Origin of the sequence: Streptomyces sp. NPDC005266, from assembly GCF_040607655.1 — a bacterium.
In the GTDB taxonomy this organism is placed as follows: Bacteria; Actinomycetota; Actinomycetes; order Streptomycetales; family Streptomycetaceae; genus Streptomyces.
Window position 1 is genome coordinate 141,546 of record NZ_JBEXHC010000007.1, and the last position, 13,197, is coordinate 154,742.

The 13,197-nt window shown below is 74.0% G+C and carries 8 protein-coding genes and 1 pseudogene; 4 read left to right on the forward strand and 5 right to left on the reverse strand.

Translation table 11 applies throughout. The annotated features are described in order from the left end of the window. The 4 genes and pseudogenes from ABZU99_RS16280 to ABZU99_RS16295 all read right to left on the reverse strand — a co-directional run. Nucleotides 1–487, reverse strand: a pseudogene (locus ABZU99_RS16280) (hypothetical protein); the annotation flags it as partial. A 184-nt stretch (nucleotides 488–671) separates the two neighbouring features. Next, complete coding sequence (locus tag ABZU99_RS16285) at nucleotides 672–1,892, reverse strand: VWA domain-containing protein (protein WP_356050301.1); 1,221 nt, start codon at nucleotides 1,890–1,892, stop codon at nucleotides 672–674. Beyond that, nucleotides 1,889–4,552 (reverse strand): DUF5682 family protein, encoded by a 2,664-nt coding sequence (locus ABZU99_RS16290; protein ID WP_356050306.1) that lies wholly within the window; start codon nucleotides 4,550–4,552, stop codon nucleotides 1,889–1,891. Before ABZU99_RS16290 ends, ABZU99_RS16285 begins: the two co-directional genes overlap by 4 nt. Nucleotides 4,553–4,953: 401 nt before the next feature. Then, nucleotides 4,954–6,081 carry an AAA family ATPase gene (locus ABZU99_RS16295; protein WP_356050300.1) on the reverse strand — a complete coding sequence of 376 codons (1,128 nt, stop codon included), beginning with the start codon at nucleotides 6,079–6,081 and terminating at the stop codon, nucleotides 4,954–4,956. Between the two features lie 136 nt (nucleotides 6,082–6,217). Between ABZU99_RS16295 and ABZU99_RS16300 the strand changes: the two genes are divergently transcribed. Further along, nucleotides 6,218–7,630 (forward strand): SWIM zinc finger family protein, encoded by a 1,413-nt coding sequence (locus ABZU99_RS16300; RefSeq protein ID WP_356050299.1) that lies wholly within the window; start codon nucleotides 6,218–6,220, stop codon nucleotides 7,628–7,630. After that, entirely contained in the window at nucleotides 7,627–9,303 is a 1,677-nt protein-coding gene (locus ABZU99_RS16305; protein ID WP_356050298.1) for a DUF5691 domain-containing protein, read from the forward strand. The genes ABZU99_RS16300 and ABZU99_RS16305 overlap by 4 nt, the downstream gene beginning before the upstream one ends. Before the next feature lie 414 nt (nucleotides 9,304–9,717). Here ABZU99_RS16305 and ABZU99_RS16310 read toward each other — a convergent pair whose 3' ends face one another. After that, nucleotides 9,718–10,128 carry a cobalamin B12-binding domain-containing protein gene (locus ABZU99_RS16310; protein WP_355950253.1) on the reverse strand — a complete coding sequence of 137 codons (411 nt, stop codon included), beginning with the start codon at nucleotides 10,126–10,128 and terminating at the stop codon, nucleotides 9,718–9,720. Nucleotides 10,129–10,526: 398 nt separating this feature from the next. Here ABZU99_RS16310 and ABZU99_RS16315 point away from each other — a divergent pair, with 398 nt between their 5' ends. Continuing rightward, entirely contained in the window at nucleotides 10,527–11,312 is a 786-nt protein-coding gene (locus ABZU99_RS16315; RefSeq protein ID WP_355950250.1) for an alpha/beta fold hydrolase, read from the forward strand. Nucleotides 11,313–11,500: 188 nt separating this feature from the next. Continuing rightward, the gene (locus ABZU99_RS16320; RefSeq protein WP_356050305.1) at nucleotides 11,501–13,141 is read left to right on the forward strand and encodes a M23 family metallopeptidase; all 1,641 of its coding nucleotides are present in this window, start codon (nucleotides 11,501–11,503) and stop codon (nucleotides 13,139–13,141) included. The last annotated feature ends 56 nt before the right edge of the window (nucleotides 13,142–13,197 follow it).

The window sequence follows — 13,197 nt, forward strand, 5'->3', positions numbered from 1 at the left end:
CGTCAGGCACCGCCTCGCGTACAGGCACCGCCTCGCGTACAGGCACCGCCTCGCGTACAGGCACCGCCTCGCGTACAGGCACCGCCTCGCGTACAGGCACCGCCTCGCGTACAGGCGCGGTGTCGCCTTGGGGCGACCGCGCCCCGGCCGGACCCTGGCCCGGCGTGGAGCCGCCCTGGCCGGCGCCGCTCAGCTCGCCGAGGCCGACGTCGGGCAGGCGCACCGGCTGGCGGTCACCCGCGGTGTCCCTGACCAGGCCGCCGACCGGTTCGGTGATCTTTTGCGCCTCCTGCTCGATCGGCTCCCGGACGGGCCGTACGGCCTTCTGGTCTGCCGCCGGCCCGGCCGACTCTCCCCGCTCGGCGAGGTGAGCGCTGCCGCCGAACAGGAACGCGAGGGCCACCCGGAGGAAGAGCACCACCAGCAGCGCCCGCCATGCCTGTCGCCGTGCGCCTGCCGCGCGCGGCGGGCGCACGGCGACAGGCATGGCGGACACGGCAGACACCAGCGGACCCTTCCCTGGGGGCAGGTGTACATGACGTAAGGACGTACGGCGATACGGCTTGGGGCGCACAGAACGGGACGATCCTGCCAACCGGGCAGCCGGACTCACGTCCCTGGCGACGAGAAAGATCGTCGCACGACCGGCAAGAGGCGGCGCAACTCCCGGATCACTGATGCGGCGTCATGTCCGGTATCGGAAGTCGGCGCCGTTCGATCGCCGCCGCCATCACCTCCGGGAAGAGATCGGGGGTGCAGGCGAAGGCGGGCGCGCCCAGCGCGGCGAGCGCCGCCGCGTGTTGGCGGTCGTAACTCGGTGCCCCCTCGTCCGAGAGCGCGAGGAGCGCCACGAACTGCACACCGGACGCCTTCATCGCCGCCACACGCCCCAGCATCTCGTCCCGTATGCCGCCCTCGTAGAGGTCGCTGATGAGGACGACGACGGTGTCGGCGGGCCGGGCGATCCGCGACTGGCAGTACGCCAGCGCGCGGTTGATGTCGGTGCCGCCGCCCAGCCGCGTGCCGAAGAGGACGTCCACCGGATCGTCCAGCTGGTCGGTGAGGTCAACGACGGAGGTGTCGAAGACGACGAGCCGGGTGGCGAGGGAGCGCATCGAGGCGAGCACGGCGCCGAAGACGGAGGCGTGGACGACGGACGCGGCCATCGACCCCGACTGGTCGATGCACAGGATGACGTCCTTCTTCACTCCGCGCGCCGCACGCCCGTAGCCGATCAGCCGCTCGGGGACGACTGTCCTGTGCTCGGGGAGATAGTTCTTGAGGTTGGCGCGGATGGTGCGGTCCCAGTCGATGTCCCGGTGGCGCGGGCGGCTGATCCGGGACGAGCGGTCGAGCGCGCCGGTGAGGGTCGCGCGGGTGCGCGTCGCCAGCCGCTTCTCCAGATCCTCGACGACCTTGCGGACGACGGCCCGCGCGGTCGTCTTCGTCGTCTCCGGCATCGCCTTGTTCAGCGACAGCAGGGTGCCGACGAGATGCACATCCGCCTCCACGGCCTCCAGCATCTCCGGCTCCAGCAGCAGGGCCGACAGCCCGAGGCGGTCAATGGCGTCGCGCTGCATGACCTGGACGACGGAGGTGGGGAAGTACGTACGGATGTCACCGAGCCAGCGCGCCACTTGGGGCGCCGAACCGCCGAGCCCGCCGGGGCGCCGGCCGTCCGCCGCCGTGCCGGTGCCGGAACCGCTGCCGGGGCGGCCGACGGCCACGCCCGTGCCGCCGGGACCGCGGCCGCCCCCGGCCCCGTAGAGCGCCTCGAGCGTACGGTCCATGGCGGCGTCGGCGCCGCTCAGCCCGTAGCCGGTGCCGTCGGCCCCCTGTCCGCCGAGGACCAGCCGCCAGCGGCGCAGCCGCTCGTTGTCACCATCGGTCATGGGGCTGCCTCCGTCGCGTCGTTCTCCGCTGTCTCATGAGGGTCGAGGCCGAGCAGAAGGCGCACCGTGGGGACGACGGCCGCCGCGCGGCCGGGGTCGAGCCCGGGACCGAAGCCAGGGACGGCGGGGGCGACCTGCCCACCCGTGGCCTCCTGGCCTGCCGGGCCCCGGCGAACCAACTCGCCCAGGGCGCGGCGCACGCCCGTGCCGTACGCCGAGAAGGTCCGCCGCAGCAGGGGCAGGACTTCCGTGAACGCCTCCGGGGGTACGGCCGTGAGCCAGCCGTCGACCAGGCCGAGCAGCCGTTCGTCATGGACGAACAGCATGCCGCCGCCCGCCCCGCCGCCGATGAACCCCTCGATCCAGGACGCCGCTTCGGCCGGCTCGGTGCCGGGCGAGAGCGCGAGCCCCATCAACCGGGCGGCCTCGTCCTCCGCGAGCCGGCCGTCGTCCAGCAGCAGCCGCGCGGCCCGGCCCCGGATCAGGCCCGGGGTCGCGGGGGCGCCGTCCCGCCCGGCGAGGGAGCGCAACACGGCGGCCCAGCGTGCCCGCAGCCCGTTGTGGTCGCCCGTTGCCGCGGGGCCTGTCCCCGTTGTCCCGGGCGCTGTCCCCGTTGTCCCGGGGCCTGTCCCCGTTGTCCCGGGGCCTGTCCCCGTTGTCCCGGGGCCTGTCCCCGTTGTCCCGGGCGCTGTCCCCGTTGTCCCGGGCGCTGTCCCCGTTGTCCCGGGGCCTGTCCCCGTTGTCCCGGGCGCTGTCCCCGTTGTCCCGGGCGCTGCCCCCGTTGTCCCGGGCGCTGCCCCCGTTGCCCCGGGCGCTGCCCCCGTTGCCCCCACTACTGTCCCCGCCGCCTCCGACAGCAGCCCGATCGCCTGGTGCACGCCCTCCATATGGCCGCGCATCTCGGCCGCGCCGTCCGCGTCGAGGCCGACGCAGGCGGGCGGCAGCCCGACCAGGATCCGCTCGGCCAGCCCCACGGCGACCTTGCCGAGCGCGACGGTGTCGGTGCCGCGTACGTCCCCATACCGCACCGACCGCACCAACGCCGGCAGCGCCTTGGCGAGATGCCCGACGTCCGCGTCGAGCGCGGCCCGGTCGGCCAGCGCCCGCATCACCACGGGCAGGGCCGCCGGGAGCGCGGCGAGCAGACAGCGCTCGGCGAGCTCGGTCACCTCGGCGAGGCTCCTGGCGCTTCGGGCGTCCGTCTCCGCCTTGGCGGTGGCCGCCGAGAGCACGGTCGTCCCCCATACCCCCGCCTCGGCGACCCGCACCGACAACTCCGGTTCCCAGCGCAGCCGCCAGGTCTCCCGGAAGGTGCCGGTGCTGCCGCGCGAGACGGCCGGGGTGCCCCAGTCGACGCCCAGCAGCCGCAGCCGGTGCAGCAACCGACCGCGCCCGGCGTCCGTCTCCTTCCGCAGATCCAGCTCCAGCTCGCGGTCCTGCGCCTCGGGCTTGAGCCGCAGCGAGCGCTGCGTACGGATCAGATCCCGCTGGAGCGGCACCGCCGGGGCCGACTCCGGCACCTCACCGAGCACATCCCCGACCACCAGCCGGTCCCGCACCAGCGCGATCGGCACGTCGGAGCCCTCGCACATCACCGCGCGCACGGCGTCCGTCGTCTCGGCCAGCCCGGCGAGCGGACGCCCGCGCATGGCCGCGAGCGTCCCGGCAAGCCGTACCGCCTCGATCACATGCGCCGACGACACCGCGAAGTCCTCGTCCCGCAGCAGCCCGGCGACCTTGGTCATCCACCGCTCCAGCGGCCGGTCCGGCGCGTGGAAGAGATGGCTGTACCACCCGGGCGAGGCGATCCCGGCCCCATAACCGCTGTGCCGCGCCAGTCGGCGATGCGTCCACGGCACCCAGCTGATCTCCGCCTTGACCTTCGGCAGCCCCTTCAGCAGCTTCCGATCGGCGGTCACGGTCGTCCGCTCGGCCAGCGCCGGCACATGCCAGGCCCCGCAGACGACGGCCAGCTCCTCCCCGAACTCCCGCCGCGCCTCCCGCAACCGAAGCCGCATATGGGCCTCCCGCGCGGCGTCATTCTCATGTCCGCCGTCCCCGTACTCCCCTCGGATGGCGGCCATGGCTTCCCCGACGGCGGCAAAGGACCCGACGGCACCGGCCCCCGGCCCGAGGCCGCGATGCTCGACGACGTCCTCCCACCACCGCTCGGGATCGTCGTACCCGGCGGCCTCGGCGAGCACGGCAAGCGGATCGACCCTCAGCCGCTCGTCGGATGGGGACTCGCACGGGGACTCGGACGGAGACTCGGACGGGGGCGGGTCGACCGGGGCCTCCTTGACCGACATCGCCAGCGAGTTGGCCGCCGGAAGGTCGATGAACCGTACGGGGACGTCGTGCGCCAGCGCCCACTGGATGGCCACCCACTCCGGCGAGAACCCGGCCAACGGCCAGAACCCGGCCCGCCCCGGGTCGTCCGCCGCATGCGCGAGCAGCGCGACGGGCGGCCGCATGCCGTCCTCGGCGGCGAGCCCCACGATCGCGTCCGCCTCGGGCGGCCCCTCGATGAGCACGGCCCGAGGCACACACGCGTCCAACGCCGCCCGCACGGCCCGCGCGGACCCGGGCCCGTGATGCCGAACCCCCAAGAGCAGCGGCCACGCCGGGGTCGCGTCCGCGACCGGGGCGGGCGCGGCCACGCCCCGCGCGCCGGCCGTCCCGGCCAGGGGCCCGGCCCCCGCCTGGACCCGCGACGTCCGGATGGCCGCCACGGCGCTTCGGCCGGCGCCGCCAGCGGGCGCGCTCGCGGCACGCGCCGCCGACGGCTGGGCAGACGGGCTCGGCGCCATGGGGCGCCGAGCCTCCCGGGCGGCGGGCGCACCCGCCGGGTGGTCTGCCCCGGCGCCGTCCACGGCCGCCCCCCGCGCGGCCGTGGACGGGGTCGCCGGGTCAAGCCCCGGCACGGGGAAGGGCGCGGTCGCGGACGGGCCCGCCGCTTCCCACCCCGGCACGGGGACAAGCGCGGTCGTGGACGCACCCGCCGCATCCAACCCCCGCGCAGAGGCAGGCGGGATGGCGGCCCGCCCTCGCGGGCCGCCGCTCACGCGGTCACCTCTCGGCACGCGCGGTAGAAGTCCGTCCAGCCGTCGCGCTCGCGGACGACCGCTTCCAGATACTCCTGCCAGATGACGCGGTCGGCCGCCGGGTCGCGGACGACCGCGCCCAGGATGCCCGCCGCCACGTCGCCGGCCCGCAGGACGCCGTCGCCGAAGTGGGCGGCGAGGGCGAGGCCGCCTGTGACGACGGAGATGGCCTCGGCCGTCGACAACGTGCCCGAGGGCGACTTGAGCTTGGTGCGGCCGTCGCCCGTCACCCCTTCCCGCAGCTCGCGGAAGACGGTGACCACGCGGCGGATCTCCTCGATGCCCTCCGGGACCTCGGGGAGGTCCAGCGAGCGGCCGATCTGGGCGACGCGCCGGGAGACGATGTCGACCTCGGCCTCGGGGGTGGCGGGCAGCGGCAGGACGACCGTGTTGAAGCGGCGGCGCAGGGCGCTGGAGAGTTCGTTGACGCCGCGGTCGCGGTCGTTGGCGGTCGCGATGAGGTTGAAGCCACGGACCGCCTGGACCTCCTCGCCCAGCTCCGGGATCGGGAGCGTCTTCTCGGACAGGACGGTGATCAGCGTGTCCTGGACATCGGCGGGGATACGGGTCAGCTCCTCGACGCGCGCGGTCATGCCGTCGGCCATGGCCCGCATCACGGGGCTGGGCACGAGCGCGGCGCGGCTGGGGCCGTGAGCGAGGAGCCGGGCGTAGTTCCAGCCGTATCGGATGGCCTCTTCCGGCGTGCCGGCGGTGCCTTGTACCAGCAGTGTCGAGTCGCCGCTGACGGCCGCCGCCAGATGCTCGGAGACCCAGGTCTTGGCCGTGCCGGGCACGCCGAGCAGCAGCAGGGCGCGGTCGGTCGCCAGCGTGGTGACGGCGACTTCGACGATGCGGCGCGGGCCCACGTACTTGGGCGTGATCACGGTGCCGTCGGGCAGCGTGCCGCCCAGCAGATACGTGGCGACCGCCCAGGGCGACAGCCGCCACCGCGCGGGGCGCGGGCGGTCGTCGGCGGCGGCCAGTGCGCGCAGTTCGTCGGCGAAGGCGTCTTCCGCGTGCGGACGCAGCGCCTCATCGGCCTCGTTGATTTCAGTGGATTCGGTTCCGGGCACAGTGACGGTCACAGCTCCCCCACGACTCGTTTCTCGCTCCGTTTCCGGACGCGCAATCCACCCTGCACCACCCCACTGACAACGCCCCCAGGCCCAACGAACCCGCAGGTCAAGGCGTTTGTCAGTGGCGCCCCGTACCGTCGCAGACATGAATCCGCAGGGGGAACGCTGGACGGCGGAGCAGGTGCTGGCCCTGGCTCCTGACGCCGCGTCGCGCAAGGCGGGCGGCAAGCTCGCCTCGGCCGGGCCGTGGTCGGGCACGGGGGCCCACGGCCACGGGGTGTGGGGCCTGTGCTCGGGCAGTGGCAGCAAGCCGTACCAGACGGTGGTGGATCTGAACGGGCCCGGGTATCGGTGCGGTTGTCCGAGCCGGAAGTTCCCGTGCAAGCACGCGCTGGGTCTGCTGCTTCTGTGGGCGACGGGCGACGGGGGCGTGCCGGGGAGCGGGGAGCCACCGGAGTGGGCCGGGCAGTGGCTCGCCGGGCGGCGCGAGCGCGCCGAGAAGGAGGCGGCCGCGGCCGGGCAGGCGGAGCCGGACGCGGGCGCGCGGAACGGCGAGAGCGGGGGCGCCGCCGACCCGGAGGCGGCCCGCCGCCGCGCCGAGCGGCGCGCCCAGCGCATCGCCGCGGGCGCCTCGGAGTTGGAGCGGCGTCTGGCGGATCTGCTGCGCGATGGACTGGCCACGGCCGACCGCGCCGGATACGGGGCGTGGGAGGAGACGGCGGCCCGGATGGTCGACGCCCAGGCCCCGGGGCTTGAGGCGCGGGTGCGGGAGCTGGGCGCGATCCCGTCGTCGGGGGCGGGCTGGCCGGCCCGACTGCTGGAGGAGTGCGCGCTGGCGCACCTTCTCAACCAGGGCTGTCTCCAGCTGGACCGGCTGCCGGAGACGCTGGCCGCCACCACCCGCGCGCGGGTGGGCGTCACGGTGCCGGTGGCCGAGCTGCTGGCGTCCGGGGAGGCGATCCGGGACCGCTGGCTGGTCCTGGGGCGGCTGGACGGGACGGACGGCAAGCTGACCACCCGCCGCATCTGGCTGCGCGGGGAGCGCACGGGCGGTATGGCGCTGCTGTTGTCCTACGGCGCGGCCGGCCAGTCCCCGGAGCTCGCCCTCCCCACCGGGTTGGTCCTGGACGCGGATCTCACCTACTACCCGGGGGCGCGCCCGCTGCGCGCGGCTCTCGCCTCGCGGTACGGGGATGCCCTGTCCCCCTCGTCGTCGGCCGCACCGGCCGGAAGTGGCGTGGAGGAGGCGCTTTCCGCGTATGGGGCGGCCCTCCGCGACGATCCGTGGCTGGACGGCTGGCCGGTCGTGCTCTCCGATGTGGTCCCGGTCCCCGGGGACGAGGGCTGGCAGCTGGCGGATGCGCGGAGCGGGTTGGCGCTGCCCGTCGATCCACGCTGTGTGGGGCGTACGAATCTCTGGCAGTTGATGGCGATATCGGGCGGTGGCCCGGTCACTGTCTTCGGGGAGTGCGGCCACCGTGGCTTCTCGCCCCTCACCACCTGGGACCCGGGCCCGGTCTCGCTCACCGGAACGACATCGCAGGGAGGCCGGCAGTGAACGGCACCGCGTCCGCATTCCCATCCGCATCCGCGCGCACACCCACCATCGCCCCCTGGGACGATCTCGTCGCGGCGGCCCTGCTCGGCACCGAGCGCCGTACGCCGCCCGTCACCCCACGCCCCGGGCAGGACGCGCCGTCCGCCCTGCTGGACGCCGCCGCGCTCAGCACGGTGCGGCGGCGGGCCGGGCTGCGGCCCGCCCCGGCCCGGCCGGCGCCCGACCGGGCGCCGGGGGATCCGCGTCCGGGCCTGCCCCCGGCCGCGCGGAGCAGACTGGCGATGCTGCTGGCCGGCCGTTCGGCGCCGGGGCGCGGCGGCCCGCGCTCGGCGCCCGACCTCGCCGAGCTGCTGCCGCAGTGGCTCACGCTCGCCAACGAGCACGGCTATCGCGTGCCGGACGCCCTGCTTCCGGCGCTGCTCGACGCGGCCCGCGCCCGTACGGATCTGCGTTTCGAGGCGCTGACGCTGGGCGGGCCTCGGGCGCTGTGGCTGGCCCGGCTCAATCCGGAGTGGAAGTTCGCGCTGCGCGGCGCGGCGGCGGGGCGAGGCGCGGGTGTAACCGCTCTCCCCACCCCATCCGACTCCGCCGACCCCACCGACCCGGCCGACCCCGCCCACGTCCAGCGGCTGTGGGAGGAGGGCCTGTTCGCCGAGCGGGTCTCCTTGCTGGCGGCGGTGCGCCACCGCGATCCGGCGGCCGGTCTCGCCCTGCTCAGCGGCACCTGGGCGACCGAGCGAGCCGAGGACCGGCTGATGTTCCTGGACTCGCTGCGCGATGATCTCTCCCCCTCCGACGAGGAGTTTCTGGAGCAGGCCCTGTCCGACCGCAGTCGAAACGTGCGGGCGACGGCCGCCGAGCTGCTCTCCGCACTGCCCGGCTCCGCGCTCGCCGCGCGCATGGCCGAGCGGTCGCGGGGCTGTGTGTCCCTGACCGGCGACGGGCAGATCGCCGTCGAGGCACCGGCCGCCTGCGACAGCGGGATGGAGCGCGACGGCATCGTGGCCAAGCCGCCCTCCGGCCGGGGGCAACGGTCGTGGTGGCTGGGTCAGTTGGTGGAGGCGACGCCACTGGACCGCTGGTCCGAGTGGTTCGGCGGGCGCGGCCCCGCGGAGATCGTGGCGCTGCCCGTCGCGGACGGCTGGCAGGCGGATCTGCACGCGGCCTGGTGCCGGGCGGCCGTACGGCAACGCAGCGCACCATGGTCCCGCGCGCTCCTCGGCACCCCGGTGGCACCCCCTGCCTCGGGCGGCGACGCGGCACCGGCGGCATGGCGGGACCCGGCAAAGCTGCTGTCGGCGCTGCCGGCCGGGGAACGGGCGGAGTGGGTGGCCCAGTTCATCGCGTCCCATGGGCTGTCCGACGCGTTCCGGCTGCTGGCAGTGTGCGCGGTGCCGTGGGCCGAACCGCTCGGCCGGGCCGTCGTCGACGCGCTGGACATCGCCCGGGACGCGGGCAGCTACCCCTGGAGCTTCAGCGGGGTCATGGGGATGGCCGAGCGCTGTCTGGATCCGGGGCAGGCCGATCGGCTGAAGGTGCTGACGGCGATCCCGGACGAGGAGGAGGGTGCGGCGCCGGGGGCCGGAGGGTATTGGGCGGAGGCGTTTCAGCGCCTGGTGGGCACGCTGCGGTTGCGGGCGGCGATGCGAGCCGAACTGACACCGCCGACCTGACCCCCGGGGCCCCAACCCGGACCCGACTGGGGTCCCGCCCCGGCCCGTTCTGTCATCCGGGGCCTGCCCCGCGTGACGCCCGGGCTGGGCCCCGGGCACCGTTCGGGCTCCGCCCCCCGCCCGTTCTGTCGGTCCGCCCCGGCCCGTTCGGGGGCTCTGCTATGAGCGCCATTCCCGGCCTCGCCCCGGCCCCGTTCGATGGCTCCGCCACGGGACCCGTTCCGGGCTTCCGCCCCAGGCGCCGTCGGGGTCTCCGCCCCGGGCCCCGGTCCGGGGATCCTCGAGGCGCTGGCCCGGGCGCCGTTCGGGGCCTGCCCCGGCACCGTTCGGGCTCCGCCCCGGCCCGTTCCCGGGGTGACGGGCCGGTGGGGGCGGGGCGCGGGCTCGGCGGGGTGGCGGGGGTGGCCCGCGAGGTCAGGCGGCCACCGGGCGGACGTTCTGGCGGACCCAGTCGACGATGGAGGTCGTCGTGGCGCCGGGGGTGAAGATCTCCGCGACGCCCTGCTCCTTGAGCAGCGAAATGTCTGCTTCGGGGATGATGCCGCCGCCGAAGACCTTGATGTCCTCCGCCTCGCGTTCCCGCAGCAGCTCCAGCACCTTCGCGAAGAGGGTCATATGGGCACCGGAGAGGATCGACAGCCCGATCGCGTCGGCGTCCTCCTGGATCGCGGTGTCGACGATCTGCTCGGGCGTCTGGTGCAGCCCGGTGTAGATGACTTCCATGCCCGCGTCGCGCAGCGCCCGCGCGATCACCTTCGCCCCGCGGTCATGGCCGTCGAGTCCCGGCTTCGCGACCACCACACGGATCGGACCGGTCACACCCATCACTGCCTCCAAGCCCCATTGCTCTGGCATGGCCTGGGGTGCCGTCGCGCGCCCAGGCGTGAACGAACGTTATCTCCAGCATCCCTTACCCGGCAGTTTCGCGGCGCGCAGCGAGGGGGAAATCACACGTGGGACACGTTCGTCATCGGCCGCACCCGCATCCGCATCGCATCGCATCGAGCCGCACTCGCACATCCACAGGGGTCGGGCCGGCCATCAGGGGAGCCGCAGCGGGGACCGTCGCACCGCGTCGCGCCGCCATGAGTCGCGCGGCGCCGCGGTGCGACGGTGCGGTCATGAGGCCAGATCACCATGACCGGGGCCGGGCCACGGCTGCCCGTGTGGGCTTACGGGGGGCTTCAGCCGCCTCCCGTGCGCCGTTCAGGAGGTCGGCCGTCATGGGCCTCGTACGAATCCGGGCCATCGCCCTCGACCTGGCGATTCTCGCCGGGCATCTGCTGCTCTATCCGACCGGGCTGCGCCAGGAGCGCCCGCCCGCCCCGCCGCCGCCCGGTGCGGCGGCTCGGCTGCCGACCGAGGGCCGGGCCCGCCGGCCGGTGCTGCTCCTCCACGGCTTCATCGACAACCGCTCCGTCTTCGTGCTGCTGCGCCGCTCCCTGAGCCGCCATGGCCGTCAGCATGTGGAGGCGCTCAACTACTCACTTCTCACCTGTGACATCCGAACCGCCGCCGCCCTTCTCGGCCGCCATGTCGAGGAGGTGTGCGCGCGCACCGGCCACAGCACGGTGGACATCGTCGGGCACAGCCTGGGCGGCCTGATCGCCCGCTATTACGTCCAGCGGCTCGGCGGTGACGTCCGCGTCCACACCCTGGTGACGCTCGGGACACCGCACGCGGGCACCCGGATCGCGCCGCTGTTGTCCGCACATCCGCTCGTGCGTCAGATGTGCCCGGACTCGGATGTGATTGCGGAATTGCGTCAGCCTGCTCCCGATTGCCGTACGCGCTTCATCTCTTTCTGGAGCGATGTGGATCAGTTGATGATCCCGCCGGAGGTGGCCCGGTTAGACCATCCGGATGTGGTCGTGCGCAACATCCGCGTCAACGGAATCGGACATCTCGCCCTGCCGGTGCATTCCGCCGTCGCCACCGGGGTCCGCGAGGCACTGGACGCCGCCGATGAGGCACCGAACGCCGCCTCCGACGCCTTCTCGGTCGCCTGACGAGGCCGAAAATTGCCGAACATCAATCGAACGCCCGGCCAAAGGCATGCGTACAGTCAACCGAAAGACGACCAAATGCCATTTCCCGGGATGCTAAAAACTTGCTGAAGATTGTCGCTGGCGCTTACCGCCGGGTACAGTCGCCGCTAATTCTCCTGCAGCCGAGGCGAAAGAGAAGTTGGTTGGTGGTGAACGACCGTCACCCGTCGGGGTCCCCTCTCCCGACTGTCCCCGCTCCCGACGCCTCGTATTCCTATGACGCGGCATATGGCCGGCAGGACTCAGCGCATGGCTACGGCGGGCACGACGGCTACGCCACCGGCAGCTTCGATCACCTGGGCGCCGCCTATGGCGACGGCGATCCGCTCTTCGGCACGCTCCCCGGCGGCTACGACGCGCACAGCGGCCAGTACGACGCCTCGCAGTGGGCGGCGACCGGCCAGCACGACTCCGGCCTGTACGACGGCATGTACGACGCGGGTCAGCACCACACCGGCGCGTACGAGACCGGCGCGTACGAGACCGGCGCCTGCGACACCACCGCGATGTGGGCCGCCTCCGGATATCAGCTGCCCACTGGTATCCCCGCCCAGCAGGACGCCGAGACCGGTGCCCACTGGGACATGGGCGCCTGGGACGCGAACGCCACCGGCCAGTGGCACGCCGGCACCGGCACCGGCTACCAGACGTACGAGCAGCACGAGGGCTACGAGCAGCCGGAGGTGTACGACACCTCGGGTATCGACACCGGCCAGACCCAGTATTGGGACACCTCGGCCTACGCGACCGTCGATGAGGCGCAGTACGAACAGCCGGGGTTCGACCACACCCGGATCGACCAGCCCGCCCTCGACGAGGCCGCGCTGGACCAGATCGCGCTCGATCAAGCCGACCTCGAGCAGGCCGCGCTCGATCAAGCCGCCCTGGCGCAGGACGAGACGGCCACCTTCGGCTTCTCCGGCATGGAGGACAAGTCGGCCGCCCCCGAAGCCGAACCCGAACCCGGGGCGGCGGCCGAGCACGAGCAGCCCGCGCCCTCCTCCCGCCGGGGCGGCAGCCGCGGCCGCCGCCGCACCCCCGCTCCCCGCGCCACCGCCCCGCGCCCCCGCCGTTCCGCGCTCCTCACCGTCGCCGTTCCCTCCGTCTGCGCACTGGGCGTCACTGCCGTGGCCGCCGCCTCCGTCATGGGCAGCGACACCAAGGACGACACGACCACGCAGGCAGCCGCCGACACCGCCGCGGCACCGGTCAAGCCCTCCATCGCCACCGCCGCCAACAGCAAGCTGGACTCCCAGCTCGCCGGGGTCCGCGAGGGCGCCGACGACTTCCGGGACCGCGCCAGCCGTACCCAGGAGCGGATCGACCTCCAGGCGCGCCAGGCCGCCGAGCGGAAGCGGAAGATCGAGGAGGCGGCGCGCAAGGAAGCGCTGCGCCCGAAGTTCGCGATCCCGGTCGCGCAGCACGGCCTCAGCGCCACCTTCGGCCAGGCCGGTATCAACTGGATGTCGGTGCACACCGGCATCGACTTCCCGGTCAGCTACGGCACGCCCGTGATGGCCGCGACGGACGGTACCGTGCGCACCCAGTGGAACGACGCCTACGGCAACATGGTCATAGTGACCGCTCCGGACGGTACGGAGACCTGGTACTGCCACCTCAGCAGCGCCAAGATCCGCTCGGGGTCCGTCAAGGCCGGGGACACCATCGCGTACTCCGGGAACTCCGGTAACTCCACCGGTCCGCATCTGCACTTCGAGGTCCACCCGGGCGGCGGCGCGGCCGTTGACCCGCTGCCGTGGCTGCGCGGCCACGGCCTCGACCCGAACTGACCGGCCCCCGTAAACCGGTAAACCCGCAAACCCGGACGCGAACCCGGACGTAAACC